Origin of the sequence: Pseudoclavibacter terrae, assembly GCF_008831075.1 — a bacterium.
Taxonomy (GTDB): Bacteria; Actinomycetota; Actinomycetes; order Actinomycetales; family Microbacteriaceae; genus Pseudoclavibacter; species Pseudoclavibacter terrae.
The window spans coordinates 14,365-40,753 of record NZ_WBJX01000003.1; the positions used below are offsets into that span (position 1 = coordinate 14,365).

Below are 26,389 nucleotides of genomic sequence, written 5' to 3' on the forward strand. Positions count from 1 at the left end.
TCGAAACGTCCGGTGCTCGTCACGCTGCGACGAGCACCGGCCGTGGAATCAGTAGAACTCGACGATATCGACAACGTTCTTGAGCGGCTCGCCGTCGAGGAGCCTGCGCGCGTTCTCGGCGAAGAGCTTCGCGATGCGCGGCTCCTCGGCGCTCGAGAGAGCGGCCGTGTGCGGGCTGACGAGCACGTTCGGATGCGACCACAGCGGACTCTCGGCCGGCAACGGCTCGACCTCGAAGACGTCGAGCGCGGCGAAGCCGACTCTGCCGTCATCGAGCGCCTCGAGCAGCGCGGACTCGTCGATGACCGTGCCACGACCCACGTTCGAGACGATGACGCCTGGCTTCACGTTCGCGAGCACCTCCGCGCTGAGCAGACCGGTCGTGGCGTCGGTGCCGGGGAGGGTGACGACGATCGCGTCAGCTTCGGACACGGCGGAGGCCAGCTCATCGATGGGCACGAGCCGGTCGACGCCCTCGACGGCCTCGCCGCTGCGCGTCGTGCCGAGCACGGTTGCGCCGAGCGCCGAGAACTTCGCCGCGGCCGCCTTCCCGATGCCGCCGAGCCCGACGATGAGCACGGTCATCTCGTCGAGCTGGCGCATCTCCCAGCGGTCGGTCCACTGCTTGGCCGCCTGCTGCTGCTGGAGGCGGGGGAGGTCCTTCGCCCCGGCGAGGACGCCGAAGAGCGCGAACTCCGCGAGGGTTCCTCCGTGGACGCCGGCGCTCGTCGTGAAGACGATGCGCTCGAGTGCATCCTGGTCGAGACCGGCGGCCTTCACCTGCCCGCCGCCGCCGGCGGCAGTCGCGTGCACCCAGCGGAGTCGCGGGTTCGCGGCGACGGTGCGCGCAAGGGAGGCGGGGTCGATATCGGGAAGCCCGAACAGGACATCCGCCGAGTCGACGAGCTCATCGAATGCCGCCTGCTGCTCGGGGGTGCGCGTGACGCTCGGGTCGCCGGACCAGTCGGCGGGCCCGCGCATCGGGCGGTAGAAGGAGTGGTCGCGCACGACCTCGAGGCGGGGCTCGAGACGCTCGACGAGCTGGCACAGCTCTTCGCTCAGGTCGACGGCGACGACCGCGCGCAATGTCTGGGGGCTGTCAGTCATAGGATCCTCTTCGATTCGGTGGCGACAGGGAGAGCTTACGCTGATTCAACACTGTGAACACTGTCCTACACAATGTTCTCCGGGCTAGGGTGTGCTCATGACCACTGCTGCTCACTCCCCTCGCTTCGGCGTCGGCGTCGGCGTCCTCGGCCTCGGCGCCATGGGCCTGCCGATGGCGGGCCACCTGCTCTCTGCGCACGGCACGCTGCACCTGACCGGCCGACGCCCCGAGCGAGCGGCCGACCTCGTCTCCGCCGGGGCCACCTGGCACCAGACACCGCGCGAGCTGGCCGCCGCCAGCGACGCGGTCCTCGTCATGCTGCCCGACCTGCCAGAGCTCGAGGCCGTGCTCGGCGGCGAAGACGGGCTCCTCGCCGGTACCGGCGAGCTGCTCATCATGGTCGGATCGACCGTGTCGCCGACCGGGCTCCGCGAGCTGGCCGACCGCCTCGCCGCGGAGACCGACGGCCGCGTGCGCGTTATCGACTCCCCGGTTTCCGGCGGGGAGGACGGCGCGAAGGCCGGCACCCTCTCCATCATGCTCGGCGGCCCGGACGACGACGTCGCCACGGCCGCGAGCATCCTGCGCGCCTGCGGTCGCCCCGTGCACCTCGGCCCGCTCGGCGCGGGCGAGGTCGCGAAAGCCTGCAACCAGATGATCGTCTCGTCCACGATCCTGGCCCTCGGCGAGGCGAGCGTCCTCGCCGAACGTAGCGGCATCGACCTCGGCGTGCTCTGGGACCTGCTGGGCGGCGGCTACGCCGGCTCGAACCTGCTCGAGAGCAGGCGGGAGAAGCTCGTCTCTGGCGACGACTCCCCCTCCGGCGTCGCGAAGTACATGGTCAAGGACCTCACCTTCGCCGCCGACGTGGCGTCGGCCACCGGCACGAACCCCGTGCTTCTCCCAACCCTCCGGGCCGCCTTCGACGAGCTCGTGGATGCTGGCCTCGGCGACCGGGACATCGCCGTCACGAGGCGGTTCGTCGCCGACCGGTGAGGGCTCTCACGCCCGTCGAGCTCAGGCGAACGGCACCGCCGCGAGGACGGTCACGCGCTGCCGCCCCGCCGGGGGCGTGAAGGTCACGGTACTGCCGACGGTGTTGCCGACGAGCGCCCTGCCCAGAGGCGAGTCGGCTGAGTAGACATCGACCTCGACCGTGGGATCCAGCCCGGCGAGCGCTCGACTGCCGAGCAGGAACGTCGCCTCCCGACCGGTGCTCTCGAAGCGCACGCTCACCTGCATGCCCGGCTCGACTCGGCCGTCGTCGGGCTTCGACGCGACCTCGGCGTGCTCGACGAGTCCACGCAGCTCGCGGGCTCGCGCCGACGACTGGGCGCCTCCGCGCGTCAATTCGGCGAGCTCATCCTGAAGTCGCTGCAATGCCGTCGGCGTCATCCAGATCTTTTCCACGACGTCCTCCATGTGATGCCGCTTGGCGGCGCGGATAAAACCCCAAGCCTAGCCCAGAAAGCGTCGGCGCAAACGATTGGTGACGGCCCGAGATATCTTCCCGGAAATGGGCTATGGTCATCCGGATACCGCCAGCTGAAGAAAAGGGAAGCGAGTATTTCGATGGCAGAGAGAAAATCCAGGGAAAGCGCGAAGAAAGCACCGCAGCTCACCCTGAAGGAACGCCGGGCGCAGAAGCGCGAGAAGACCCAGGCCACCGACCCGTTCAAGCGGAAGAGCTAGCCTGCTGGGCGGACGCAGTCTCGGGACGACTGCGTCCGCACCACTCCGCGGTCGGCCGCGCCAGAGTTCGAGCCGAGGTGACGGCCAGAGCTCGCCGGAGTCGTCGAGCAATACATTGAGAAGCGCCACAGCTGGGGACAAGGAGTCACGCAATGACCTCGCCCGAGGCGACCGCGAATTCCGCGGCGATCCCACGCGAACCTCGCCGCCAGGAAATACGCCTCTTTCTCCTCGGCGACGCCCTGCCGTGCTTTTCCGCATTCTCGGCGACGTATTGCCCCGCCGGATACTCGGCACCGAGTTCCGTGCTTTTCGATAAGCATCCGGCCGCCGCGGTGATCGGCGTCGACGCATCCGCCGCGCAGACGCGACGTCAGCTCGCGTGGAGGCTGGACTCGGCGATCGAGACGGCGATCGAGCTGTCGTCGCGACTCCCGAAGCTCCACCACCTGATCGTCGTCTTGGACAACCATGCGCTTCCCTCCCGACTCGTCCTCCGATGCGCTGACCAGGCCGCTCACCGCATCCACGAGCAGGTTGCTCGCGAGCACGGCGACTACGTCGTCGTCACCTTCCTCGCCGTCACGGACGCCGTCGACCCCACGATGCTCGCCGAGCGCCTCCACGACCGGATCGTGCAGGCGCCCGCCTCTGACGTCGCGACGGCGCTGAGCTGGGACGAGGTCGAGCACGGTTCGATCGCGCAGGCCGCGATCAACGACTACCTGTGATCCCGTCTTCCTGCGGGGCCCGATCTGCGCTGCCGCCGGGGCCGACGGCCCGCGAGAGCCGTCGGTGCCAATCGCTGAGCCGGTCGACGAGCTCAGGCGGGCCCGCGACCTCGCAGGGAGCGTCGAGCCGCGCCAGCAGGTAGACGACGTAGTCGAGCTCGTCGGTGCGCATGCGCACTTCGCTCCAACCACCGTCGAGCTCGCTGACGTCTCCCCACTGCCCCACCTCAGCCCGGGCCCGATCCACCGGCACTTCCACCCGGACCACCGCCTCGTACCGGGATGGCCGGCTGCGGATGCTCGCCTGCACGAACGCGTCCGCGTCGCCTCCAGGAATGGGGCGCGACCCGAAGCTCCTCGGCCGCGAGTCCACACCCCGCATCCGGTCGAGCCGGAATGTGCGCCAGTCACCGGCGCCGCCGTCGAAGGCGACCAGGTACCAGCGCCTGGCGATCGGGACGAGCGCGTGCGGCTCGACGAGGCGAGTCGACGACGCGCCGTCGCGCTTCTCGTAGTCGAACGCCAGCATCGTGCGGTCCCTGCACGCCGTCGCCACGCTCGCGAGCACGGCCACCTCGACCTGCGGGGCACCTGCTTGAGCCTGGAGCGGGGCGATGCTCGATCCGATTCCCGCGGCGAGCTTGCGCACGTGCATCGGCAGCACCGGGACGATCTTCGCGAGCGCCCCCACGGCCGCATCCTGAACCCCCAGCACCCCGCTCGCGGTGACCGCCCTCAGGCCGAGCACGATCGCGAGCGCCTCCTCATCGCTGACCATGAGCGGCGGCAGGGAACCTCCCGCGCTGAGCCGGTACCCGCCGCCGACACCGCGCGTGGTCTCCACCGGGTAGCCCAGCTCGCGAAGCTGCTCAACGTCTCGGCGCAGGGTGCGCGGGCTCACTCCGAGCCTTGCCGCGAGGTCGTCCCCGGCCCAGAACCGGTGATTCTGAAGGAGGGTGAGGAACTGCAGCATCCGGGAGCCGGTGGACATGAATCCATCGTACGAACGTTGCGGCCAGGAACTGACCGCAATGCCTGCAAACCTCGGTCTTGCACCATCACCCGAACCGCTTCCGAATGTCGGCGGCCAGGTGAATGATGAGATCACCGATTCACGAGACCAGGAACACTCATGACTGAACAGTCGACCCCGCCCGCTCTCCCGCACCAGGACGTGCCGACGCTCGCGACGCTCCGCAGCTTCTATCAGGTGCTCGTCAACACGCTCATCGCCAACGTCACGACGAGCTACCTGTGGTTCGCGCTCACCTTCTGGGCCTACCTCGAGACCGGCTCCGTGCTCGCCACCTCCATCATCGGCGGCAGCTACATGCTGCTCGTCGCGGTCTTCGGCATGATCTTCGGCGCCATCGTCGATCACATGAAGAAGAAGGCCGTCATGCTCATCTCGAGTGCGGTCACCCTCATCACGTACCTGCTCGCGGGAGTCCTCTACCTGAGCTTCCCGGAGGAGACCCTCGTCGACTGGAATGGCATCTGGTTCTGGCTCTTCGCGGGCGTCATCCTCGTCGGCGGCGTGGTCGAGAACCTGCGCAACATCGCCCTCTCGACGACGGTCACGCTGCTCGTGCCAGCCGACCGCCGAGACAAGGCCAACGGGCTCGTCGGCACGGTGCAGGGCATCGCCTTCATGGTCACGAGCGTGTTCTCTGGACTCTCGGTCGGACTCCTGGGCATGGGACCGACCGTCTTCATCGCCATCGTCGCGACTGCCGTGGCGTTCGCGCACCTCCTCTTCGTGTCGATCCCCGAGCGCGGCATCGCGCACGACCCCGCGGCCGGCGCAGCGAAGGTCAACTTCCGCGGCGCCATCCCGGCCGTCATGCTCGTGCCAGGCCTGCTCGCCCTCATCCTGTTCACGACGCTCAACAACCTCGTCGGCGGCGTCTTCATGGCGCTCATGGACCCGTACGGCCTGACCCTCTTCTCCGTCGAGATGTGGGGCGTCTGGCTCGGCGTCACGAGCATCGGCTTCATCGTGGGCGGCGGCCTGGTCGCGAAGTTCGGTCTGGGCAAGAATCCGGTCCGCACCCTGCTGCTCGTGAACATCGGCGTGGCCCTTCTGGGCGCGGCCTTCACGATCCGCGAGTACGGCTGGCTGTTCATCGTCGGCATGTTCCTGTTCATGGCGATCATGCCCATCGCCGAGGCTGCCGAGCAGACCGTCATCCAGCGGGTGGTTCCGTTCGAGAAGCAGGGGCGCGTGTTCGGCTTCGCGGCGACCGTCGAGTCGGCATCGACGCCGATCAGCGCGTTCATGATCGGCCCGATCGCCGAGTTCTGGCTCATCCCGTACATGGAGACGCGCGAGGGTCAGGAGTCGCTCGGGTGGCTGCTCGGCGACGGCGATGCCCGTGGCATCGCCCTGGTCTTCCTGATCGCGAGCATCCTGCTGCTCGGCCTCGTCTTCGTCGCATTCGCGTCGCCGCAGTACCGGCTGCTCTCGAAGTCGTACGCGGAGACCCCGCCGCCCAACTCGGAGGCGGCAGGAGCGGATGCAGCGCCCCCGGCGACGGAAACGGAACCCGCACCGATTTCTCCCAAGACGCCCGAGATATCCGGAGGCGCATCTCGGGTCGATCGGGAAGACTCGCGGTCATGAGCGATCGAGTCTCCCCTCAGGAATTTCGCCAGGCTGCCGGTACGGCCGACTGGCGGGTCGTCGGCGACGGCGCCCGCGCGAACTTCGCGACCGGGAACTTCGCCAAGGGCGCCGCATTCGTCGCGGCGATCGCCGAGGCTGCCGACGACGCAGACCACCATCCCGACGTCGACCTCCGGTACGGGTCCGTGATGGTGCGCCTCATCAGTCACGACGTCGGCGACCTCAGCGAACGCGACATCGCCCTGGCGACCCATGTCTCAGAGATCGCGCGCGGGCTGGGCATCGAAGCCACCCCGGGCACGGTGCAGAGCATCCAGATCGCGATCGATGTGGTGGACCTCGACGCCGTGCTCCCCTTCTGGGAGGCGGTCCTCGCCTACGAACGGCGAGGTGGTGAAGACCTGGCCGACCCCATCGCCGTCGGCCCCAACGTCTGGCTCCAGCAGATCGACGCGCCCCGCACCGAGCGGAACACGATGCACGTCGACGTCTACGTTCCGCGCGACCACGTCGATGCGCGCCTGGAAGCGGCCCTCGCCGCCGGGGGGCGGGTCATCAACGACACCTCCACCCCCGAGTACTGGACGCTCGCCGATCCCGAAGGCAACGAGGTCGACCTCGCCCCCTGGCGAGACGACAGCGCCTGGAAACCCGAGTAGCCCACGCGTCCCAGTGGGTGCGCCACCACGTGCACCTCCGCTGACTGCAGAATTACTCCGCGATCGACCGGGCCGCGCATCCGCTGGGTGACTACCTCGTCGGCGCGGCGTTCGCCGGATCGGTCCAGGCCCTTGCTCCGCAGGGGCAGGCGAAGGTGTAGCGGGCCGACGTCGTCAGGGCGGTGGACGACGCGAGATGCTTTCGCTACTCCATCGGCTTCAAGGCAGCCGGTGCCAGGCGCTTGCACGCCTGGCGCCTCCCTGACGGGCGACTGGAACTCTGCCCGGTCGTCCCCCACGGCGACATGTCTCCGTGAGCCTGCCCCGGTGCCTGCTCAGGCGGCCACGGCCACGTCCAGCACCCAGGTCACGCCGAACCGGTCGCGCAGCATCCCGAAACCGGGTGACCAGGCGGATGCGGCCAGCGGTTCGATGACGGTGGCCCCGGCTGACAGCGCTTCCCAGTAGCCCGTGACCTCGTCGAGGCTCTCGCCGCTCGCCGCGAGGAAGAACGACGCGCTTGTGACAGTGCTGCCCTGCTCGCGCCGCGTCTCCCCCGCAGTGCCGGCGAGCCCCTGCCCTGGCTGGCCCGGGGTGTCGTAGGCGAGGACGCGGAAGCCGTTCGGCGCGTCCACTCGCCCGAACACGACGTTGGATGCGCCGGGCAGTTCGGCGGGCGTCCCGAACTGTGCGTAGGTGGCGATGGAGACCTCGCCGCCGAAGACCTCGGCGTAGAACTCGAGCGCGGCCCGGGCCGCGCCGGTGAAGTTGAGGTGGGTTGTCGTGGTGATGCTCATGGGGTTCCCGCTTCCTTGGTGTGCTGACCGCGGCACTTGCCGCTGCGGTGAGCCTTCCAGCAGTAGAGGACGCGTTCGGTCCGCTACTGCTGGAAGACTGGGCGCATGACCTCGGCTACCTCTTCGCGCATCCTGACGCTGCTGTCGCTGTTGCAGACTCGGCGCGACTGGTCTGGGCAGGAGCTCGCCGACCGCCTCGACGTGACGCCCCGCACGGTGCGCCGCGACATCGACCGGCTGCGGGAGCTCGACTACCGGATCGAGGCGTGGAAGGGGCCGGCCGGCGGGTACCGCCTGGCTGCGGGCTCTGAGCTGCCACCGCTGCGGTTCGATGACGAGCAGGCCGTTGCGATCGCCGTGGCCCTGCGAGGCGCACCAGCTCTGGGCGTCGACATCGACGAGGCGGCGGCGCGGGCCCTCCAGACGGTGCGGCAGGTCATGCCGTCGCGGTTGCGGCACCGGGTCGACGGCATCCAATTCACTGGGTCAACGGCTGCGATGGTCGAGAGGCGCGTGGACCCTGAGGTCCTCGAGATCGTGAGCACGGCGACCCGCGGTCGCCTCGTTCTCCGGTTCGACTACACCGCGGCGCCGGCCGAATCAGCTGCCCCGACCGCTGTCCCCACGCCGGTCGACCCTCGCCGGGTCGAGCCGCACGCCGTCATCGCCCGCGCCGGGCGCTGGTACCTGGTCGCGTGGGACCTTGACCGCGCCGAGTGGCGCGTCTACCGCCTCGACCGCATCACCCCCAAGGAGCCCCTCGGGGCGCCATTCGAGGAACGCAGCATGCCGACCGGCGATGCGCGCACGTTCCTCGAAGCCCGTTTCAAGGGCGCGAGTCACGCCAACGAGTGGCCGTGCACGGGCGACGTGCTGCTGCGCGTGCCCGCACTCGAAGCGGCAAGCTGGTTGCCGGATGCGACGGTCGCCGAAGTGGACGAGACATCCTGCCGCGTGCGTCTGGGCTCGTGGTCGTGGACCGGGCTGCTGGCGTCGATCGCGAGGTTCGACGCCGACTTCGAGGTGGTCGGGCCTCCGGAGCTGGCCGAGGCCGCCGCCGCTCTCGCCGCGCGCTTCGCCGCGGCCTCCGGCGGTGCTCCCTGAGCGTAGCTCCAAGGTCTCCCGCGCAGAATCTCCTGGTGCCTACTCTCATCGTCACCGCGCATCCCGACCTGGACTCCTTGACGCACACGGCCGCGCAGCAGCTGCGCGAACGCCTCGAAGCGGAGGGCGTCGAGGTCGACGTGGCCCACCTCGCGCAGGAGGGTTTCGACCCGCGCTTCTCGGCAAACGACCGGGCCGACTACAAGGGCGGTTCGATCACCGGGCCCGACGTGCTCGCGGAGCAGGCTCGCCTCGACCGTGCCACCGATGTGGTGCTCGTGTTCCCCGTCTTCTGGTGGTCGATGCCCGCGCTGCTGAAGGGGTGGATCGACCGCGTCTTCATCACCGGTTGGGCGTTCGAGCTCGGCGAGAACGGCCGGGTCGTGCCGAAGCTGGGAGATCTGACCGCGCACCTGCTGCCCGTGTCCGGCTTCTCGGAGGCGTCGTTCGCGCGGCACGGATATGAGGAGTCGTTCAGCACGCAGATCGAGCATGGGGTCTTCGACTACTGCGGCATGCCCCGCGGGGCGAAGGCGTTCATCCGCGAGTCGGAAGACCCGGATGCGGCGAAGGCTGGACTCGAGGCCGCCGTCGCACGGGTCGCGGCCGCCGTCACGACCCCTCGCGGCGACTGAGGCAACGCCGCTACGCTCGCCTCATGACTGACAAGCTCGTCTTCACCGGTGAAATCGTCAACCCCGAATGGATGCCGTCGTGGTCCGTCATCGAGGTGCCCGGTTCCAAGGACTTCTTCGGAACCGGCAAGTCGGTGAAAGCCGACACGACCGTCGACGGCGTCGTCGTGACGTCCGCGCTCATGCCGACGGGCCAGGGCGACCACTTCATCTCGGTCAGCGCGGCGCTGCGGAAGAAGCTCAAGAAGGACGTCGGTGACAGCGTCGACGTGGTGATCGGGCGCTTGGACGCCTGACGGCTGGGGTCCCGCGCGGACGCAGGTCAGCGTCGGCGCGCATCCAGCAGGAGATCGAGCTGCTGCTGCGCAGCTGACCGCACCCCGACGAGCACACACGCGACCATGAGCATGGCGAGTCCGACCAGGAACAGGACCGCGCCCACCATGGTGGGTGTCTCCGCGAGGTCGAAAGTGGCGCGGGTCGTCCCGGCGACCGTCAGGCCGCCGAAGAGCATCAGCAGCGGAGCGACGATGAAGAACGCCACGGCGAGCCAGTGGAGGCGCACGCGAGGGTGGTCGGGAGCGGCGGTGTTCGAGGATGCTGGGTTTGTCACGCAGCCACCCTACCGACGCGCACGCCTCGCTCGACCTCGGCTGAGACGGCGCACGCGGGATCGCTCTGCTGAGCCAACACCCGATGCACATTTCCACTCACGAGCTCGTCCAGCGCGAGCCTTCACGCATACGCTTGCACCGGGCAGTCGTTGTCGCTCGCTGCCAGCCACGCTCCGCTCGACAGATTCGGTCACCGACCGGTCAGCAGCGCAGCACGGGCCCGATTCACGTCGAGTGAGGAAATCCGCATGCACGAGATCACCTGCCCCCACTGCCACAAGGCGTTCACGATCGATGAGGCCGGTTACGCGGACATCCTGAAGCAGGTGCGGGACGGCGAGTTCGAGAAGGACCTCCACGAGCGGCTCGAACTGGCCGAGGCGGCCAAGCGGGCCGAGATCGAGCTGGCACAGGCGAAGGTCGCGCAGGAGTTCGAGGCGGCCGCGGCGAAGCGGAACATCGAGCTGCAGGAGCTGAAGGCGAAGCTCGAGGCCGGCGAGGTCACCCGGAAGCTTGCCGTCAGCGAGGCGCTGCAGTCGGTGGAGAAGGAGCGCGACACGCTCGCGAACGAGCTCGAGCAGGCCCGCCACGACAAGATCGCGGCGGAGGAACTCGCGGCGGCCAAGCGTGTGAGCGACCTGCAGAAGGCTGCAGCAGAGAGGGAAGCCGAGGTTCAGGCCCTCAAGTCGAAGCTCGACAGCCTCGAGATCACGCAGAAGCTCGCCGTCAACGAAGCCGTCGGGAAGATCGAGAAGGAGCGCGACGAGCTGAAGGGCACCCTCGAGCGCGCCGCCCTGGAACGGCAGCTCGTCGAGACGTCGCTGAAGGACAAGTACGAGACGCAGCTCCGTGACCGCGACGACGCCATCGAGCGCCTCAAGGACATGAAGGCTCGCCTCTCGACGAAGATGCTCGGTGAGACCCTCGAACAGCACTGCGAGACGGTCTTCAACCAGATCCGCGCCACCGCGTTCCCCACCGCCTACTTCGAGAAGGACAACGACGCGCGCACCGGCAGCAAGGGCGACTACATCTTCCGCGACTCCGACACGGGCGGCACCGAGATCACCTCGATCATGTTCGAGATGAAGAACGAAGCGGACACGACGGCCACCAAGAAGAAGAACGAGGACTTCCTCAAGGAGCTCGACAAGGACCGGCAGGAGAAGGGCTGCGAGTACGCCGTCCTCGTCACGCTCCTCGAGCCCGACAGCGAGCTCTACAACTCCGGCATCGTCGACGTCTCGCACCGCTTCCCGAAGATGTACGTCATCCGGCCGCAGTTCTTCATCCCCATGATCACGCTGCTCCGCAACGGGTCCATGAACGCGCTCAAGTACAAGACCGAGCTGGCGTCCGTGAAGGCGCAGAACGTCGACATCACCGACTTCGAAGAGCGCCTCGACGAGTTCCAGAACGCGTTCGGCCGCAACTACGAGCTCGCCTCTCGCCGCTTCGGGGAGGCCATCGACGAGATCGACAAGGCCATCGTGCGACTCCAGAAGGTGAAGGATGCGCTGCTCGGGTCCGAACGCAACCTTCGCCTCGCGAACGACAAGGCGCAGGACGTGACCATCAAGAAGCTCACCCGCGGCAACCCCACCATGGCGCGCAAGTTCGCCGAGTTGGCGAGCGGCGACGCCGAGCGCTCTCAGGACGACGACTCCGCGAGCGCATAGGCTCCGGCGCAGCGCATCCGCCAGCACCGGCGGATGGTCGAACACCCACAGGCAGGAGACGTGCCCATGGCAGCGACGAAGAGCAGAACCCGTGAGCAGCACATCGCGGTCTTCGGGGGCAGCGGAAGCGGGAAGACCGTGCTCGTCTCCTCGTTCTACGGCCCCACGCAGGAGCCGCAGTTCGCGAAGGACAACCTGTACGAGGTCGTCGCGGACGACACCGGGCAGAGCGACAAGCTCTACCAGAGCTACCTCGGCATGAAGAACGCCGCGAAGGTGCCCGCATCCACCCGCTTCACGCACACCGCCTACTCATTCCTGGTGAGGCCCAAGGCCTGGTCGGAGGAGCGCGCGAAGAACTCGAAGCCGTTCGACGCGCTCCGCCTCGTGTGGCACGACTACCCCGGTGAGTGGTTCGAGGAGTCCGCGGAGGGCGAGGAGGAGAGCCGCAGGCGCGTCGAGACGTTCACAGCGCTCCTGAGCTCCGACGTCGCGCTCCTGCTCGTCGATGGCCAGCTGCTCCGCGACAACGCGGGCTCCGAGGAGCTGTACCTGAAGTCGCTGCTGACGAACATCCGCTCCGAACTCCTCCGTCTGAAGCCGCAGCTCCTGAAGAACGGCAAGCCCCTCGCGCAGTTCCCGCGCATCTGGGTGCTCGCCCTCTCGAAGTCCGACCTCCTTCCCGAGATGGATGCGCACGGTTTCAAGGCGCTGCTCGTCGAGAAGGTCAGCGACGAGCTCGATCAGCTGCGTCAGGAGCTTCGCGGTTTCGTTCAGGTGCCGGAGGCGATGTCATTCGCTGAGGACTTCATCCTGCTGTCCTCCGCGAAGTTCGAGCCGGGCAAGATCGAGGTGACGGAGCGCGTCGGCGTCGACGCCGTCCTCCCGCTCGCCGCGATCCTCCCCTTCGAACGCCACGTCAGCTGGGCGAAGAAGCTGCACGATGGCGGGAAGGTCGCGGAGAAGATCTTCAGCAAGGCGGGCGGGATGGCCGGCCTCGCCGCGATGGGGGCGCTGTTCGTCGTCAAGAAAATCAAACTGCCCGGTCCCCTTGGACTCGTTGCCGGGTTCGCGGCGTCACTCGTCTCGAAGGACTCCATCGAGCGGGGAGCCGCACTCGCCGGCGAGAAGCTCAAGACCGTCAACGCGGAGGCGCTCGCCAAGCGCGACTACCTGACCGCGATGCTCACCCGCTTCAAACTCGACCTCGAAGAGGCAGAACGCAAGGGGATCCTCGTCAGGAGCAAGAAGTGAAGCTCATCTGGGCGACCCGGGGGCGCACCTGGGGGCACCGGTTCCTCCTCGATGGCGGTTTCGCAGACCCGCTCCCCGAATACGACAGGGCCTTCGCGCAGCTCGGCGACGACTCGGAGCTCTGGCACCTCGGCGATGACCGGGCGGCGCTGCGCTTCCCAGACCCGGAAGGACGCACAGATCGCGCCGGCAGGCCCATCACTCACGAGTTCGTGGTGTTCACGCCCGAGCTGCACGAGATCTCGTCCGTTGCCACCGGACTCTCCCTGATCTGGGCCCAACCGATCGTCTCGACCCGATTCGCCGACATCTGGGACCTGCCGAAGCCTCCGGCGCGTTCCTGAAGCGCGAGCCGACCGCCCCTCCCCAGTTGCACGAACGGACGAAAGAACCCCCATGACCCACCACGTTCTGGAACCAGAAGCCACAGGAACCGTCGGCGACGGCGCCGTATGGACGCAGGACGCATCCGGATCGAGGACCCAGGCGGACCCGCTTCGGTGCGAGTTCGCGGGCTGGCTCGGCGACGAGCTCGTCGGCGTCCATCCGGACTTCATCGTGGCCGGTTCACTCGCCGATGCACTGCGCGCTTCGGACCTCACGGGGTTCGAGTTGCGCGAGGCGGTCGTCACGACGTCGCCGGAGTTCGTCTCCTACGCTGGCGGTCTCCCTCAGCGCTGGGAGCGGCTCGACCCGACCGGCCGCGCAGACGGGAACGACGACTTCGCGCAGCGGGACGGGATGCTGCTGGTCAGCGAACGCGCCCTCGCACTCCTCAACGAGCACCGCATCGTCGAAGCATCCGTCACCGGTGCGGAAGACACCGACCAGACCGCCCGATTCATCCGGCAGCGCGACGCGGCACGCACGAAAGTGCAAGAACGCGCACGCGCCGAACGCGAAGCAGAAGCCGACGCAGGTGCACAAGAAGCGGCCCGAGTCACCGAGCTCCTCGCATCCCGCCGCGGCACGCTGACGGAACCACCGACGATGCGCGCCAACGCGGACCCCAAGCGTCGAATTTCGGGGGACGTGACCCTTGCGGCGGCCGCCCTGGGTGGCACCATCGACGACGACTCGACGCTCGCCGTGCTGAACCTCATCGACGGGTCCCTTGTCGTCAACGGCTTCGGCACGAAGTACTGCAGCTACGAAAGCGCCGACCGCTCCCTCCAGGTGCACCTCGACAGGGGCGTTGTGAAATACATCGAGTACGTCATCAAGCCGCACTACAACGCCCCCAAAGCCAACTACCGGCGCACTGGCCACATCATCGACGGCTTGGAAATGTTCACGCGGGAGGCCGTCCTCGAACGGCTCGGCGAACCCAAGGCGGTTCGCACCGGAAAACGAACCGCGAAGACCGCCGACGAGTACCGCCTCGGACGGAAGCTCGTGTTCTTCCTCTGGGACGGCGAAGAACATCGGGCCGCCACAGTCCGCGTGGGACGAAAGTGAGCGAAGGTGCGCGGGTCCTGCTGACCTGCTGACCTGCGGTCCTGCGGTCAGCGCACGGAGGCCCGGCACTCCCTCTGAGTCATCCACAGTCTGGATACTGCGCGCAGCGTGGCTTCCACCCCGTGCCCGTGCGGGTTTCTCGCGACGCTGATGGGTTTAGCGGATGCCCGTGCGGGGTTTCCGTGGACGGCGATGGGTAAAAACCCATCACGCGCACGAGAAGCCCGCAGGCCTCTACGAACGCAGATCCCGAGGTGAATATCTCTGGTTCGTGCTCGCCACTCAGCCACGCGACTTATCCCCAGGCAGACGGATGGTCCGATTTCCTGCAGCACGGAGGGACAGACTGGGGTCTCGCATGAGTCGCCGGCCGGGGATGCCGCGCGGAGAGCACAGGGAGATCGACATGTCAGTGGTGCACGTAGTTGCCAAGAGGTGGCGCGGCGGATGGGAGTTCCGCCTTGGGCCTGAGGACGTGACGCAAGGAGCGACGCTCGGTGACGTTGCGCGGCAGGTCTTCGACTACCTCGAGACACGCGAGCCCGGGCTTGACCACAGTGCGACCAGCCTCAGCGTCACCTTCGACCTCGGCACGGTCACAGAAGCGGTCGACACGGCGAAGAAAGCGATCGAGAGAGCGGAGCATGCGCACCTCGTGGCCGACACGCGCCTCAGAGCTGCCGTCGCCGCGATGCACCGCGAACGGTACGCGAGCCGCGACATCGCGTTGCTCCTCGAGATCGACCGCGATCGCGTGGACGAACTGCTCCGAAGCACAGACTCTCGCTGAGCACGTCTGCTGCGCGGGACTCAGCACATCGCGGACGTGGAAAGAACCGGACGTGCCGGTCGGGGCCTTCGGCCTCCTCCTCAAGGCGAACAATCACCCCGTCCGGACGAGAGCAATCGAAGAGCCCGCCACGCGTCCGATCAGACGGAGCCTGGTGTCTGACATAGTCGAGCCGCATGAATCATGGCCCTCCGCCGTCCGTGGCCCTGCTCAACGCCGCACGCACCTGCTCGACGAAACGCGTCGGCGTCGGCCACAGCTGCACGGTGGTCGCGCGGATGGCCAACCAGTCGATTTCCTGCAGACGGTTCACGCGCCCGATGTCCTTGCGCCATTGGCGCTTGTCGGTGCGGTGATGGTCCCCTTCGTACTCGATGGCGATCTTCTGAGCCCGATACGCGAGGTCGACACGCCCCACGAACTCCGACCCGTTCCAGACCTCGACGCCGACCTCCGGTTCCGGAAGCCCGCCAGCGACGATCACCAGCCGCGTCCAGGTCTCCATCGGTGATTCGACACCGGCCCGGATCCGTGTGACGGCAATCCTCAGGGCGGCTCCCCCACGTCGACTCCCCCAAGCATCCGCGATCTCAACAAGCTCCTCGAGCGTCGCAAGGGGCGGCGCAGTGCGCGCGCCCTCAATCGGAGGCTCGGGCCGGACCAACCCTTCGTAGTTCGTCGAGGTCGCGACGAGCGCGTCACCCATCACGACAAGCTCGGAGACTTCGAGCTCCTTCGCAGCAGTCGCCCACGTAAGGCTCGGCGAGGCGACCGGGACGCCATGCAGTTCGCGCGCCTCCCACAGTCGATCGTGGATGCTCCTCGACTGGATACCGCGCCCCACGGGGCGGTTCCGTCCTGTTGGAACAAGGACGTGCACCGTGGAGTCGCCGTCGAAGCGCCGCGGGACCGGCAGCCCCCAGACGCGGGCTGCCGTCACCCCACCGAGCACGGCGCGCCAGCCGAGGCGTGGGACGAACGCTCGCGCGATCTCGAGCGGAGTGGTCGCGGCTCCGCGCATCCGGACACCTCGATGTGGCCTCGTGAACTCCGCTGAGTTCAGCTGACCCGTCGTGAAGCCGGCTCGCAGCCCGTCACCCACGCTGAACGGCCTCTCCCCAGCGCCGTGCAGCAGGTCCTCAGGTCCAGACATGCGGCCAGAGTACGGACCAGGGCTGCCTCCTCCGCGTTATCCACAGTCGGGATGCCGCCGGTGTCACCTCGTCAGTCGTCACCCGTCGCCGCGGGGCCGCCGAGCCCAACGCCACAGCACCCCCACCGCCCCTGCCTCGCTACCGCGGTGCCGCGGTGCCGCGGTGCCGCGGTGCCGCGGTGCCCCGAAGCCACGAAGCCGCACTGCCGCGAAGCCACGAAGCCGCGGTCGCCCGATCCGGAACACGAAGGCCCGTGCGGGGTTTTCGCGACGCTGATGGGTTTCTCGGGTACGCGTGCGGGGTTTCGGTGGACAGTGATGGGTAACAACCCATCACGCTCACGAAAAGTCCGCACGGCCTCGTGGGTGCGATGGTCGCAGGTGGGAGAGCCATACCGCCAGGAGAGAGCCAGGACAGCGGGAGAGCCAGACCACCCGCTGAGGTAGACGGAGGCCTGGCAAGGCGCAGGCCTGTCCTGGACGCGCGGTGTCTAGCTCCCGCCCTCCACGACGTACAGCTTCCGCAGGGGTGCTCCGGTGACGGTCCACCGGGTGCGCATCCCTTCGCCGAGGCGCACGATGGAGCCAGGTTCGAGGTCGATCGATGGCAGTTCAGGCTCGAGGAACTCGACCGTCGCAGTGCCACTGATGACGAGGAACACCTCGTCGGCTTCGACGTCGAGCATCGACCCGGCCGACATCTCCCACAGCCCGAACTCCGTGCCGGCGAAGGCGCCGAGCTCGTGCGCGGCGGTCGTGGGCTCGCCGCTCACCTTCTGCCATCCCTCGACGGGTTCGTGCGGGAGGGATGCGGCCCGCGCGTGCACGACCGATCCTGGCTGCATCCCGGTCACACCGCCGGCACCCGTCAGGGCCTCATCCGCTCCGCCCGCAACGCTGGCGCTCACGAGTCGAACCCCAGGCCGACCGCGTCCATGGTCTTCAACCACAGTCCGCGCTTGCCCTCGTTGCGGTCGGCGCGCGCCATTTCGGCGAGCGACACCTTGGCACCGATCGACGCGAAGGGTTCCGGCGGGAACGGCAGCGGCTTCTTCTTCACGAAGTCCATGCGCGTGCGCTCCGTCTCCTCACCGCTGAGCAGGTCGAGGAGCACGTTCGCCGCGTACCTGGTCGCGCCGACGCCGAGCCCTGTGAAGCCGGCCGCGTGCGCGACCCTGCCGTCGAACTCCGTGTCGAAGAAGGAGAAGAAGCGTGTGCACGTGTCGATGACGCCGCCCCACTTGTGCGAGAAGCCGAGGCCCTCGAGCTGCGGGTAGGTGGCGATGAAGTGCGCCGCGAGCTTCTCGAACGTCTCAGGCCGCTGGTCGTACTCCTTCTTGATGCGCCCGCCGTAGTTGTAGACGGCGTCGTACCCGCCGTAGAGGATGCGGGTGCGGCCGTCGGCGTCCGTGACGAGCCGCGAGTAGTGGAAGCGGTTGTTGAGGTCCGTGATGCCCTGCCTCCGCTTCCAGCCGATCGATTCGAGCTGCTCGTCGCTCAACGGGTTCGTCATGAGCACGTAGTCGTAGACGGGCACCGTGTAGAAGCGGTCGCGTTTGATGAGCGCCGGGAAGGCGTTCGTGCCGAGTGCCACCCGCTGCGCGTAGATGCTGCCCTGGTCCGTCGTCACCGTGATGCCGCCGCTGTCAGCGTCGAGCGACCGGACCGGCGTGTTCTCGAAGATCGCGACCCCCATGCTGAGCACGACGCGGCGCAGCTCCCACACGAGCTTCGCGGGGTTCACGAGGGAGGTGCCCTCGCGTTCGTAGGCGCCTGCCAGGTACAGCGGCGAGGCCACCTCCGCCTGCACCTGCCGGCGGTCGAGGAACTCGACCCCGGAGTCGCTGATGGCGTCCTGCTCGAGCTCCGTGACCTGGTGCGGCTCGGTGGCGACCCGCAGCACTCCGGTTTCCTCGTAGTCGCAGTCCATGCTGTAGCGCTTGACGGTGTCGCCGATCTCCCGCAGGTTCTCGAGGCCGAGTGCGTGCAGTCTCGCGAATTCGTGAGGGAGGCGGTCCTTGCCGTTGGAGTCCCCGTGCGTGAGGCTTGCTTCGCAGAATCCACCGTTGCGACCGGATGCGGCCCAGCCGACGCGCTGCCCTTCGAGGAGCACGATCTTTCGCTTCGGGTCGCGCTCTTTCGCGATGAGGGCGGTCCACAGCCCCGTGTATCCGCCGCCGACGATGACGAGATCGGCGGTGTGCTTGGCGCGGAGCGGTGGGAGGGCCGGGGGGCGCCCTGGGTCGTCGAGCCAGTAGGTCGCCGCTTTTGCACCGGCGAGGCTCGCGGCGACGCGCTCTTCGCTGATCTCGGCTTCTGCTCGATCGAACGTGGTCATTGGTGTCCTCCGATTGGGGGTGATGGCCATCTGTCTGCTGGTGCCTAGTCGTGTCTACCCTGCGTACCTACCGTTTGGGTGGACGCTCCGTCGGGTGTTGGCGGAAGCGTTCGACGGTCCGTCCCCCGCTGCACGAAGACCCAGATGACGACGCCGAGCGCGAGCAGTCCGAGTGCGATGGCGAGCTCGAGGAAGCCTCCGTATCCGGTGACGGAGAAGCCCGTGGCACCGACCACGAGGATGATCGCGAGAATCACGGAGAGGACGATCGAGAGTGGGACGAAGAAACGGGGCAGCTTGATGGGCCGGTCGGCGTCGGGGCGGTCCTTGCGGAGCAGGAAGAAACCTGAGACTGCGAGCAGGTGCGTGAGTATGTAGCCGAGGTTGCCCGTGACGATGATCGCGAGCGGGTTCTGCAGCACGACGAGGATGACGACGTTCATGACGAGCATCACGTTGAGGGAGCGCAGCGGCACGCCGCGCTTGTTGAGCACACCCAGCCCCCGGACGGTCACGCCCTCCTTGCCCATGTTGAAGAGCACTCGCGAGGCGTCCGCGACAGAGGTCGTCATGATGAGCAGGAGCGACGCGATGAGGCACACGACCATGAAGTCGGATGCGCCGCCGACCAGGTTCGCGAAACTCGCGACGAAGAACGTGGCTGGGTCTTCGGCGATCGCGGCCTCGCCGGCGTACCCGCCGAGTGTGAGCGGAACGAGGAAGAAGACGCCGAGGCAGAACAGCACGGAGGCCTTGATGGCGCGCGTCGTGTCCTTCACGGAGTCTCGGTACTCGGGTGCGAAGGTCGCGCAGACCTCGATGCCGAACGTCGTCCAGGCCATGATGTAGAGCCAGACGATCGCCGTGTGGAGGCCCTCTATGCCGTGCAGGTTCCAGGTGAGCTCCATGGGGGCCCAGTCCGACTGGAACAGCGGGAAGACGATGAAGACGAAGAGCGGGATCATGAGGATGGCCGCGGTCACGTAGACGAACGTCATGGTGACGCGAACGCCGATGACGTTGATCAGGTACATGACGCCGATCACGATGAGGCCGATCATGACGGGGAACGTGATCGAGATGGGTCCGAGCTGCAGCACCCAGTCCTGGTCGGGGAACCATTGAGCCATGACGAGGGATCCGGTGACGGCGCCGTAGGTGGCGAGGTTCGTTCCCCACGGCAGCCAGTAGCCGACCCCGGCGAGCGGAGCGACCCACGGCGCCCGCTTCTTCCACGCTTCTGCCGCGTAGTGGGCGATGCCACCCGAGGACTCCGGGAACATGGTCGCCAGCTCCGTGTAGATCCAGTTGACGCCCATCGCGAGCAGCATGGAGATCGCCCAGAGCACAGCGGCGCCCCACCCGCCAAGTCCTGCGATGGATGCTCCGAGCGTGGCGATGAGTGCGGCCGGCATGGTCATCGCCATGGCGAAGCCGTCGAACCAGCGCATGCGCTTGGGGAGGTGCTCGGCTTGGGCGGCGGCAGTGATCTGTTCTGTCGACATGCGTGACTCCATAGGTTCGGGGGCGGCGATGCTCTCGCCGTCGCAGTGCGCCTAATCTGACCGTGACTTCTTCGTCAGCGCAAGATATTGACGCTCAACTTGCTGAAAACGTAACTGCTGCGAAACATAACTGCTTGTTCGTCAGAAAGCAACGTCGTATGGTGAAGGGGATCGTTCACCACACAAGGAGGTGCGGAGTGACAACTCTGCCTGCAGCAACCCGTACCCAGCTCTTCCTCGCTGGAGACTTCGTCGATGGCTCCACCGGGGAGCAGACCGACGTCGTGAGTCCCGTGACCGGCCAGATCATCGCGTCCATAGCGGTGCCGGGCCAGGCTGATCTCGACAAGGCCGTCGAGAAGGCACGGGTCGCGCAGAAGGCGTGGCGCAAGCTCGGCGTCTTCGAGCGCGCCAAGGTCTGCCACCGCATCGGCGACGCAATCGAGCGACGCGTCGACGAACTCGCACGACTCCAGACACTCGAGCAGGGCAAGCCGGTCGCCGAGTCGATCGCGGACATCAAGGAGGCGGCACAGCTCTTCCACCTGCACGCCGAGGACGCACTGCGCCTCTACGGCGAGACGCTCCCATCGAGCGACGTCGACAAGCGGATGTTCACCTACCGCGCCCCAGTCGGCACGTGGGGCATCATCACCCCCTGGAACTTCCCGCTCCTCATGTTCACGGAGTTCGTAGCCCCCGGCCTCGCGACCGGCAACGCCTGCATCGTCAAGCCACCGAGCAACACGCCCCTCGCCGTCCTGGCCGCTATGGACTGCCTCCTCGAAGCCGGGGTTCCAGACGGACTCGTGAGCGTGCTTCCCGGTGACGGCGCGTTCGGCTCGCAGCTGGTCTCGCATCCCGGCATCGACGCGATCGGCTTCATCGGCTCCTCGGCCACCGGCGCGAAGATCGTCCAGACCGCCGGCCTCAAGCGCTCGCTCATGGAGTGCTCCGGCAATGGGCCCATCGTCGTTCTCGAAGACGCGAACATCGAACGCGCCGCGAAAGCAGCCGTCGACTCGGCGTTCTACTGCGGTGGACAGGTGTGCTGCGCGACCGAGCGACTCATCGTGCACCACCGCGTGCACGACGCGTTCGTCGAATCGGCGCTCGCCTACGCGAGCTCGCACGTCGTGCTCGGCAACCCGTTCGACGCATCCGTCAACCTCGGCCCGCTCAACAACGAGGGTGTCGCCGCGAAGATGGACCGCCACCTCGACGAGGCTCGCCGCCTCGGCTTCGACGTGCTCCTCGGCGGAGGGCGATCCGCGGGTCACCCCACCGACCTCTACTACGACTTCACGATCGTCGACGGGGTCAGCGAAGCCAGCCTCCTCTCGCAGGAGGAGTCGTTCGGGCCGGTGCTGCCGATCCTCACCGCGCAGGACGACGACGACGCGCTCCGGATCGCGAACGCAGACCGCCTCGGCCTGCAGTCGGCAGTCTTCACGGAGAGCCTCAGCAAGGCGTACCGCTTCATCGAGGAGCTCGAGACGGGTCAGGTGATCGTCAACGATTCCAACGGCTGGTGGGACATCAACATGCCGTTCGGTGGCGCGGGCGGCAAGGGAACCGGATGGGGACGCATCGGCGGCATGTACACGCTCCACGACATGACCGACCTCCGCACCGGCGCCATCCACGTCGGCTCCTAGGCGGATCCCAGCGGTCGGGTCCTGCCGCGGCGTGCACGCTGCGACAGGACCCGCCCCGTCGTGCGAGCATGAAAGCAGGTCAGAACGTGATGAGACCGCAGCAAAGAAATCGAGGAGCGGCCGTGAACGAACTTGACGACATTGATCGGCAGCTCATCGCGATCCTCCAGAAGGATGGGCGGCGCTCGTTCAAGGACATCGCCGACGAGACAGGCCATCCCGCGTCGTCGGTCAGATACCGCGTTCAACGCCTCGAGGACTCGGGCATCCTGCAGATCGTGGGCATCGCGAATCCGCTCTCGATCGGCTTCGACCACCTCGCCATGGTGGGGATCCACTGTGAGCCCGGATATGCCCGCAGCGTCTGCGAAGCGCTCTCCGCGCTCCCCGAGACCAGCTACGTCGTGCTGACGAGCGGGGGCTTCGACGTCATGGTCGAGGTCATCTGCCGGGACATGGAGCACTACAAGGAGCTGCTCCTCGAACGCCTGCAGACCACCGAGGGGGTGCGGCGCACGGAGACCTTCTTCGTCCTCGAAGCCCACAAGCTCGCCTACGGGTGGGGTGTCGGATAGCCGCAACCTCGGCGACACTTGCGGTGGATGCACCACCCTCAGCGCTACCCTCGTGGTCACGCGGCCCCATGATCGGTGTCGCGTCATCGAACAAGGGGAGATCATGACCGACATCTCAGAACTGCTCAAGCTCATTCCCGTCGACGACATCGCCAGCCAGCTGGGTGTCGACAAGCAGACCGCCGAGCAGGGGATCCAGGCAGCGTTGCCGACCCTCATCGGTGGTCTCCGGGCGAACGCGGCCGACCCCGCTGGTGCCGCGTCGCTCGAGCACGCGCTCGAGAAGAAGGACACATCCCTCGTCGAGGGCCGCGTCTCCCTCGCAGACATCGACACGAACGACGGCGAGAAGATCGTCAAGAACGTCTTCGGCAACAACACCGACCAGGTCGCGGCGGCCCTCGGCTCAGCGCCGGGCGGACAGACCTCGGGGCTCGTGCAGAAGCTGCTCCCGATTCTTGCCCCGATCGTGCTCGCGTGGCTCGCGAAGAAGTTCCTCGGCGGCCAGCAGGGCGCATCCACGACCGCGGGCTCGGGTTCGGGCGGCGGGCTCGAGGACCTGCTCGGCGGGATCCTGGGCGGTGGGTCCGGGTCCTCGGCCGGGGCGACCAACGCCGGTGGTGGAGCGGGCGGCGGGCTCGGCGACATCCTCGGGCAGGTGCTCGGCGGCGCGAGCGGTTCCGGCAAGCCAGCAGGTGGAGGACTCGGCGGCGGCCTAGGAGACATTCTCGGCGGGCTGCTCGGCGGCGGCAAGCGCTGACCCGTCGGGCAGCGGATGCGCGCGGGAGGGAGTGCCGGCCGAGCAGTACCGGCCCGCCCCTCCCCCGCATCCCGAAACGCACCAGACGGCCGAGCACCCAGCGGACCTGACCGCCCCTACCGCCTCGTGAAATGAGTCCCGTATCTTCGACCCCGCCTCCGAGACCTTCGTGGCCGCCCTCGCTCTCGTGGCGTTCGCGCTCGTCACCGTCGGCGCGATCGCGCTCCTCCTCACGAGACTGCCGGTCTGGCCCAGCTCGCGACTGCTGCTCACGCCGCTCGCAGCGCAGCACCGCCTGACCCGCCTCGACGACGACAGCCGTGGCTGGGAGACGGCGCTCGCGGGCGAACTCGTGTGGCTCGCCCATCGCGGCGCTCTGCGCATCCACGAGACAGAGGACGCGGGCGCCGCGCAACGGATCACCGACGCCGGCTACCGCGCCCCGCGCTCGACCGGATGGGAGATCGAATGGCTCGGTGCGGACCCGCTGCTCCCCGCATGGTCCAGCGCCGTCATCGACGCCTGCTTCCCTGGCGGCAGGCGCGCCCGCGGCAACCGCGCACGAGTCGACCGCACTGGAGCAGACGACTCCGCCCGCCGCGCCGCCATGAAGTCCGCGGTGGTCGCCGAGCTCGACCGCGCCCGGGTCGACCGCACTGACCGCGACGGCTGGGTCTCGCGGCTGCTCGCCAGCCCCTACAGTCGCGCGTTCGCCGGACTCCTCATCGTGCCGATCGGGTTGCTCCTGCTCACCCCGTGGCTCCCCGCATGGGCGGTTCCGATCTTCCTCGTCGCACTCGCCGCGGTCGTCGTGCTCACGTTCATCCGCCCACCGTTGCAGCGACGCTGGACGAAGCTCTGGGAGCGGTACCGGACCGAGAGCCAGCACCTGCACGAGCTCCCCCTCGACGAGCGCGGCACCGGAGCCACCCGAATCGTCTACCTCGACGCGTTCGCCGAGAACCTCGGCTTCGCAGACCTCGTCGCCTACGGGTCCTCAGAGGACATGGCACGCGGCTACGCGCAGCAAGCCGATGCGATGGTGCGCGAGGGACTCCTCCACGACATCCGTCCCGAATGGCTGCTGCCGGCCCGCGAACGGCCGACCCAGAAACACCTCACCGACCTCATCGACGGGTTCCTCTTCACCGTGCGCTGAAGCCGACGCCGGGCATACGCGGATGCTCGCGGTGCGCGGACCCTCCTGCCCGCGCCGTGGGGCGGGCCCGCGCATCCACACCCCTAGCGGTGCGACGGGATGTGGAACGTCTTCACCTTGTCGCCCTCGACCGTGACGAATGCGCGCGACGTGCCATTGAAGCGGTTGCTGCGCCAGTCGAAGAACAGCTCAGTCGTGTCTCCCTCGGTGGTGGCATCCTTGATCACCATCTGAGCGCTCTGCCCGATGGCGTCGCTCTGCGACCAGCTGCTGACGCCCTCACGACCCTCGAGCACGCGACCCCAGTCGTCGACCGAGCCATCCTCCGCGAACGCGTCGACGAACGCCTGCTCGTCTCCGCTGTTGATCGCGTCGACAAGAGCCTGCACCGGCGCAGGCACTGTGAAATCAGTCATGGAACCCCCATCTCTCCGCGGGCGAAGGCCGCCCGAACGGCCACAATGTAGCAAGCCAGCCTCCGGATTCCCGGGCATGGCCGTAAGCTCGGAATCTCAGGATGCGCGGCAACCCGCCCTGCGCTTCCGACCTCCGCCTCTTTCCAAGGCAAGCCCGGCTCGTCAAAAACAGGCCACGTCAACAAGCAGAAGGTGAATTGAGCATGAGCGACTTCTCGCCCCTTGAAGTATTCGACCGTCGCGAGTCAGAAGTCCGCGGATACATCCGCTCGTTCCCCGTGGTCTTCGACCGCGCGTCCGGCTCCACCCTGGTGACCGCGGACGGCGACGAGTACCTGGACTTCTTCGCCGGCGCCGGCGTGCTCAACTACGGGCACAACAACCCGCTCTTCACGAAGGCCCTCGTCGAGTACATCGAGCACGGCGGCATCCTGCACGGGCTCGACATGGCGACGTCCGCGAAGCGCGCCTTCATCGAAGCGTTCGAGCAGTACGTGCTCGAGCCCCGCGGCTACGACTACAAGATCCAGTTCACCGGCCCGACCGGCGCGAACGCCGTCGAGGCCGCCCTCAAGGTCGCCCGCCAGGCGACCGGCCGCACCAATGTGGTCGCGTTCACGAACGGCTTCCACGGCCTCAGCCTCGGCGCCGTCGCCGTCACCGGCAACAAGAAGTACCGCGACGCCGCCGGCACCACCCTCGGCGATGTCACGCGCCTCCCCTTCGAGGGCTACCTGGGCGACAAGCTCGACACGCTCGACCTGTTCGAGAAGATGCTCGACGACACCGGCAGCGGACTCGACCTGCCCGCCGCTGTCATCGTCGAAGCCATCCAGGGCGAGGGCGGCATCAACGTCGCGAGCCCGGAGTGGCTGCGACGCCTCCGCACGATCACGGAGGAACGCGGTATCCTCCTCATCCTCGACGAGATCCAGGCCGGCATCGGCCGCAGCGGCTCCTTCTTCGCGTTCGAGGAGTCCGGCATCGTGCCCGACCTCGTCACCGTGTCGAAGTCGATCTCCGCGTCCGGCCTGCCCATGTCGCTGGTGCTGCTCCGCCCGGCCGTGGATGTGTGGAAGCCGGGCGCCCACACGGGCACCTTCCGCGGCAACAACCTCGCGTTCGTCACCGCACGCGTCGCCCTCGAGGAGTACTGGGCCGACGACGCCTTCATGACGCAGGTCGCCGAGCGCTCCGCTGAGCTCCGCGCGGGCCTCGACGCGATCGCCGCCGACTACCCGCAGCTCGACTTCACGGTCCGCGGCCGTGGCCTCATGTACGGCATCGTCAGCCTCCGTGACCGCGACCTCCCCTCGCGCGTCTCAGCCGAGGCGTTCCAGCGCGGGCTCGTCATCGAGACCGCAGGCGCCTTCGAGGAAGTCCTCAAATTCCTCCCCGCGCTCACGCTCACGAGCGAGGAGCTGCAGACGGGCCTCCGCATCGTGCGCGAAAGCCTCGACGCCGTCATCGCGGGTGACGACTCCGAGGCAGAGCACGCCGTCGAAGACCACGTCGCCTCGCACGCGTAGAGCCCCTGGCCGGGTGGCTGGGCCGCCAGGCGCATCCACCCCGCCTCGGTGTGGAACATCCACACGAGAGATGCCTGTTCCTGAGCAAGGGAACAGGCATTTCTCGTGTGGATGCGGATGTGGAAGCGAGCTGGTGCAGGCGCGGCCAC

Annotated in this window: 27 protein-coding genes; 17 read left to right on the forward strand and 10 right to left on the reverse strand. The window is 67.7% G+C overall.

Annotated elements, in window-relative coordinates; translation table 11 throughout:
* Positions 1-48: 48 nt before the first annotated feature.
* Positions 49-1,107 carry a D-2-hydroxyacid dehydrogenase gene (locus tag F8O03_RS09500; RefSeq protein WP_151423671.1) on the reverse strand — a complete coding sequence of 353 codons (1,059 nt, stop codon included), beginning with the start codon at positions 1,105-1,107 and terminating at the stop codon, positions 49-51.
* A gap of 97 nt (positions 1,108-1,204) precedes the next feature.
* Here F8O03_RS09500 and F8O03_RS09505 point away from each other — a divergent pair, with 97 nt between their 5' ends.
* Positions 1,205-2,104, forward strand: coding sequence for an NAD(P)-dependent oxidoreductase (locus F8O03_RS09505; RefSeq protein ID WP_151423672.1), 900 nt, complete (start codon positions 1,205-1,207; stop codon positions 2,102-2,104).
* A gap of 21 nt (positions 2,105-2,125) precedes the next feature.
* On the opposite strand, the gene F8O03_RS09510 is transcribed toward F8O03_RS09505, so the two are convergent.
* Positions 2,126-2,518 carry a GreA/GreB family elongation factor gene (locus F8O03_RS09510; RefSeq protein ID WP_244296148.1) on the reverse strand — a complete coding sequence of 131 codons (393 nt, stop codon included), beginning with the start codon at positions 2,516-2,518 and terminating at the stop codon, positions 2,126-2,128.
* Positions 2,519-3,105: 587 nt separating this feature from the next.
* On the opposite strand from F8O03_RS09510, the gene F8O03_RS09515 reads away from it, so the two are divergent.
* Positions 3,106-3,531, forward strand: coding sequence for a hypothetical protein (locus F8O03_RS09515; RefSeq protein WP_151423674.1), 426 nt, complete (start codon positions 3,106-3,108; stop codon positions 3,529-3,531).
* Here F8O03_RS09515 and F8O03_RS09520 read toward each other — a convergent pair.
* Positions 3,515-4,522, reverse strand: coding sequence for a helix-turn-helix transcriptional regulator (locus F8O03_RS09520; protein ID WP_151423675.1), 1,008 nt, complete (start codon positions 4,520-4,522; stop codon positions 3,515-3,517). The two genes, F8O03_RS09515 and F8O03_RS09520, sit on opposite strands and share 17 nt — an antisense overlap.
* Positions 4,523-4,663: 141 nt before the next feature.
* Here F8O03_RS09520 and F8O03_RS09525 point away from each other — a divergent pair, with 141 nt between their 5' ends.
* Positions 4,664-6,154 carry an MFS transporter gene (locus F8O03_RS09525; protein ID WP_151423676.1) on the forward strand — a complete coding sequence of 497 codons (1,491 nt, stop codon included), beginning with the start codon at positions 4,664-4,666 and terminating at the stop codon, positions 6,152-6,154.
* On the forward strand, positions 6,151-6,816 hold the full coding sequence (locus F8O03_RS09530; protein ID WP_151423677.1) for a VOC family protein: 666 nt from the start codon (positions 6,151-6,153) through the stop codon (positions 6,814-6,816). The genes F8O03_RS09525 and F8O03_RS09530 overlap by 4 nt, the downstream gene beginning before the upstream one ends.
* 335 nt (positions 6,817-7,151) lie before the next feature.
* Here F8O03_RS09530 and F8O03_RS09535 read toward each other — a convergent pair whose 3' ends face one another.
* Positions 7,152-7,613, reverse strand: coding sequence for a VOC family protein (locus F8O03_RS09535; protein WP_151423678.1), 462 nt, complete (start codon positions 7,611-7,613; stop codon positions 7,152-7,154).
* A gap of 105 nt (positions 7,614-7,718) precedes the next feature.
* Between F8O03_RS09535 and F8O03_RS09540 the strand changes: the two genes are divergently transcribed.
* From F8O03_RS09540 to F8O03_RS09550, 3 genes are read left to right on the forward strand one after another with little or no spacing between them, the layout of a single operon-like run.
* A complete protein-coding gene (locus tag F8O03_RS09540; protein ID WP_151423679.1) occupies positions 7,719-8,717 on the forward strand; it encodes a helix-turn-helix transcriptional regulator in 999 nt (332 codons plus the stop codon).
* A 35-nt stretch (positions 8,718-8,752) separates the two neighbouring features.
* Positions 8,753-9,352, forward strand: a complete 600-nt coding sequence (locus F8O03_RS09545) for an NAD(P)H-dependent oxidoreductase (RefSeq protein WP_151423680.1) — start codon at positions 8,753-8,755, stop codon at positions 9,350-9,352.
* Between the two features lie 23 nt (positions 9,353-9,375).
* The gene (locus F8O03_RS09550) at positions 9,376-9,648 is read left to right on the forward strand and encodes a DUF1905 domain-containing protein (protein ID WP_151423681.1); all 273 of its coding nucleotides are present in this window, start codon (positions 9,376-9,378) and stop codon (positions 9,646-9,648) included.
* Positions 9,649-9,674: 26 nt separating this feature from the next.
* Here the strand turns inward: F8O03_RS09550 and F8O03_RS09555 are convergent, their stop codons facing one another.
* Positions 9,675-9,965: a hypothetical protein gene (locus F8O03_RS09555; protein WP_151423682.1), complete on the reverse strand. Its 291-nt coding sequence runs from the start codon at positions 9,963-9,965 to the stop codon at positions 9,675-9,677.
* A 249-nt stretch (positions 9,966-10,214) separates the two neighbouring features.
* Between F8O03_RS09555 and F8O03_RS09560 the strand changes: the two genes are divergently transcribed.
* From F8O03_RS09560 to F8O03_RS09580, 5 genes are all read left to right on the forward strand, one after another.
* The gene (locus F8O03_RS09560; RefSeq protein WP_151423683.1) at positions 10,215-11,645 is read left to right on the forward strand and encodes a DUF2130 domain-containing protein; all 1,431 of its coding nucleotides are present in this window, start codon (positions 10,215-10,217) and stop codon (positions 11,643-11,645) included.
* Between the two features lie 66 nt (positions 11,646-11,711).
* Positions 11,712-12,899 (forward strand): ATP/GTP-binding protein, encoded by a 1,188-nt coding sequence (locus F8O03_RS09565; RefSeq protein WP_151423684.1) that lies wholly within the window; start codon positions 11,712-11,714, stop codon positions 12,897-12,899.
* Complete coding sequence (locus F8O03_RS09570) at positions 12,896-13,243, forward strand: hypothetical protein (RefSeq protein ID WP_151423685.1); 348 nt, start codon at positions 12,896-12,898, stop codon at positions 13,241-13,243. The genes F8O03_RS09565 and F8O03_RS09570 overlap by 4 nt, the downstream gene beginning before the upstream one ends.
* Before the next feature lie 52 nt (positions 13,244-13,295).
* Positions 13,296-14,357 (forward strand): hypothetical protein, encoded by a 1,062-nt coding sequence (locus F8O03_RS09575; RefSeq protein ID WP_151423686.1) that lies wholly within the window; start codon positions 13,296-13,298, stop codon positions 14,355-14,357.
* Positions 14,358-14,763: 406 nt separating this feature from the next.
* On the forward strand, positions 14,764-15,147 hold the full coding sequence (locus tag F8O03_RS09580) for a hypothetical protein (RefSeq protein ID WP_151423687.1): 384 nt from the start codon (positions 14,764-14,766) through the stop codon (positions 15,145-15,147).
* A gap of 181 nt (positions 15,148-15,328) precedes the next feature.
* On the opposite strand, the gene F8O03_RS09585 is transcribed toward F8O03_RS09580, so the two are convergent.
* The 4 genes from F8O03_RS09585 to F8O03_RS09605 form a co-directional block, all read right to left on the reverse strand.
* Entirely contained in the window at positions 15,329-16,300 is a 972-nt protein-coding gene (locus F8O03_RS09585; RefSeq protein WP_151423688.1) for a hypothetical protein, read from the reverse strand.
* 491 nt (positions 16,301-16,791) lie between these two features.
* Positions 16,792-17,208: a cupin domain-containing protein gene (locus F8O03_RS09595; RefSeq protein WP_244296150.1), complete on the reverse strand. Its 417-nt coding sequence runs from the start codon at positions 17,206-17,208 to the stop codon at positions 16,792-16,794.
* Positions 17,205-18,638 carry an NAD(P)/FAD-dependent oxidoreductase gene (locus F8O03_RS09600; protein WP_151423690.1) on the reverse strand — a complete coding sequence of 478 codons (1,434 nt, stop codon included), beginning with the start codon at positions 18,636-18,638 and terminating at the stop codon, positions 17,205-17,207. The genes F8O03_RS09595 and F8O03_RS09600 overlap by 4 nt, the downstream gene beginning before the upstream one ends.
* Positions 18,639-18,682: 44 nt before the next feature.
* A complete protein-coding gene (locus F8O03_RS09605; RefSeq protein WP_244296153.1) occupies positions 18,683-20,143 on the reverse strand; it encodes an APC family permease in 1,461 nt (486 codons plus the stop codon).
* Between the two features lie 197 nt (positions 20,144-20,340).
* On the opposite strand from F8O03_RS09605, the gene F8O03_RS09610 reads away from it, so the two are divergent.
* From F8O03_RS09610 to F8O03_RS09625, 4 genes are all read left to right on the forward strand, one after another.
* Positions 20,341-21,801 (forward strand): aldehyde dehydrogenase family protein, encoded by a 1,461-nt coding sequence (locus F8O03_RS09610; RefSeq protein ID WP_244296155.1) that lies wholly within the window; start codon positions 20,341-20,343, stop codon positions 21,799-21,801.
* A 122-nt stretch (positions 21,802-21,923) separates the two neighbouring features.
* Positions 21,924-22,376 carry an Lrp/AsnC family transcriptional regulator gene (locus tag F8O03_RS09615; protein WP_244296157.1) on the forward strand — a complete coding sequence of 151 codons (453 nt, stop codon included), beginning with the start codon at positions 21,924-21,926 and terminating at the stop codon, positions 22,374-22,376.
* Positions 22,377-22,479: 103 nt separating this feature from the next.
* The gene (locus tag F8O03_RS18515) at positions 22,480-23,136 is read left to right on the forward strand and encodes a DUF937 domain-containing protein (protein ID WP_151423693.1); all 657 of its coding nucleotides are present in this window, start codon (positions 22,480-22,482) and stop codon (positions 23,134-23,136) included.
* A 169-nt stretch (positions 23,137-23,305) separates the two neighbouring features.
* A complete protein-coding gene (locus F8O03_RS09625) occupies positions 23,306-24,295 on the forward strand; it encodes a hypothetical protein (RefSeq protein WP_151423694.1) in 990 nt (329 codons plus the stop codon).
* A gap of 83 nt (positions 24,296-24,378) precedes the next feature.
* On the opposite strand, the gene F8O03_RS09630 is transcribed toward F8O03_RS09625, so the two are convergent.
* Positions 24,379-24,711, reverse strand: coding sequence for a nuclear transport factor 2 family protein (locus F8O03_RS09630; protein ID WP_104254152.1), 333 nt, complete (start codon positions 24,709-24,711; stop codon positions 24,379-24,381).
* 203 nt (positions 24,712-24,914) lie between these two features.
* Between F8O03_RS09630 and ectB the strand changes: the two genes are divergently transcribed.
* On the forward strand, positions 24,915-26,240 hold the full coding sequence (ectB, locus tag F8O03_RS09635) for a diaminobutyrate--2-oxoglutarate transaminase (protein ID WP_151423695.1): 1,326 nt from the start codon (positions 24,915-24,917) through the stop codon (positions 26,238-26,240).
* The last annotated feature ends 149 nt before the right edge of the window (positions 26,241-26,389 follow it).

Coding starts and splice junctions, on each gene's coding strand:
- F8O03_RS09500 (WP_151423671.1), bottom strand. CDS start 1,107: ATGACTGACAGCCCCCAGACATTGCGCGCGGTCGTCGCCGTCGACCTG.
- F8O03_RS09505 (WP_151423672.1), top strand. CDS start 1,205: ATGACCACTGCTGCTCACTCCCCTCGCTTCGGCGTCGGCGTCGGCGTC.
- F8O03_RS09520 (WP_151423675.1), bottom strand. CDS start 4,522: ATGTCCACCGGCTCCCGGATGCTGCAGTTCCTCACCCTCCTTCAGAAT.
- F8O03_RS09525 (WP_151423676.1), top strand. CDS start 4,664: ATGACTGAACAGTCGACCCCGCCCGCTCTCCCGCACCAGGACGTGCCG.
- F8O03_RS09530 (WP_151423677.1), top strand. CDS start 6,151: ATGAGCGATCGAGTCTCCCCTCAGGAATTTCGCCAGGCTGCCGGTACG.
- F8O03_RS09535 (WP_151423678.1), bottom strand. CDS start 7,613: ATGAGCATCACCACGACAACCCACCTCAACTTCACCGGCGCGGCCCGG.
- F8O03_RS09540 (WP_151423679.1), top strand. CDS start 7,719: ATGACCTCGGCTACCTCTTCGCGCATCCTGACGCTGCTGTCGCTGTTG.
- F8O03_RS09550 (WP_151423681.1), top strand. CDS start 9,376: ATGACTGACAAGCTCGTCTTCACCGGTGAAATCGTCAACCCCGAATGG.
- F8O03_RS09560 (WP_151423683.1), top strand. CDS start 10,215: ATGCACGAGATCACCTGCCCCCACTGCCACAAGGCGTTCACGATCGAT.
- F8O03_RS09565 (WP_151423684.1), top strand. CDS start 11,712: ATGGCAGCGACGAAGAGCAGAACCCGTGAGCAGCACATCGCGGTCTTC.
- F8O03_RS09575 (WP_151423686.1), top strand. CDS start 13,296: ATGACCCACCACGTTCTGGAACCAGAAGCCACAGGAACCGTCGGCGAC.
- F8O03_RS09580 (WP_151423687.1), top strand. CDS start 14,764: ATGTCAGTGGTGCACGTAGTTGCCAAGAGGTGGCGCGGCGGATGGGAG.
- F8O03_RS09585 (WP_151423688.1), bottom strand. CDS start 16,300: ATGTCTGGACCTGAGGACCTGCTGCACGGCGCTGGGGAGAGGCCGTTC.
- F8O03_RS09600 (WP_151423690.1), bottom strand. CDS start 18,638: ATGACCACGTTCGATCGAGCAGAAGCCGAGATCAGCGAAGAGCGCGTC.
- F8O03_RS09605 (WP_244296153.1), bottom strand. CDS start 20,143: ATGTCGACAGAACAGATCACTGCCGCCGCCCAAGCCGAGCACCTCCCC.
- F8O03_RS18515 (WP_151423693.1), top strand. CDS start 22,480: ATGACCGACATCTCAGAACTGCTCAAGCTCATTCCCGTCGACGACATC.
- F8O03_RS09630 (WP_104254152.1), bottom strand. CDS start 24,711: ATGACTGATTTCACAGTGCCTGCGCCGGTGCAGGCTCTTGTCGACGCG.
- ectB (WP_151423695.1), top strand. CDS start 24,915: ATGAGCGACTTCTCGCCCCTTGAAGTATTCGACCGTCGCGAGTCAGAA.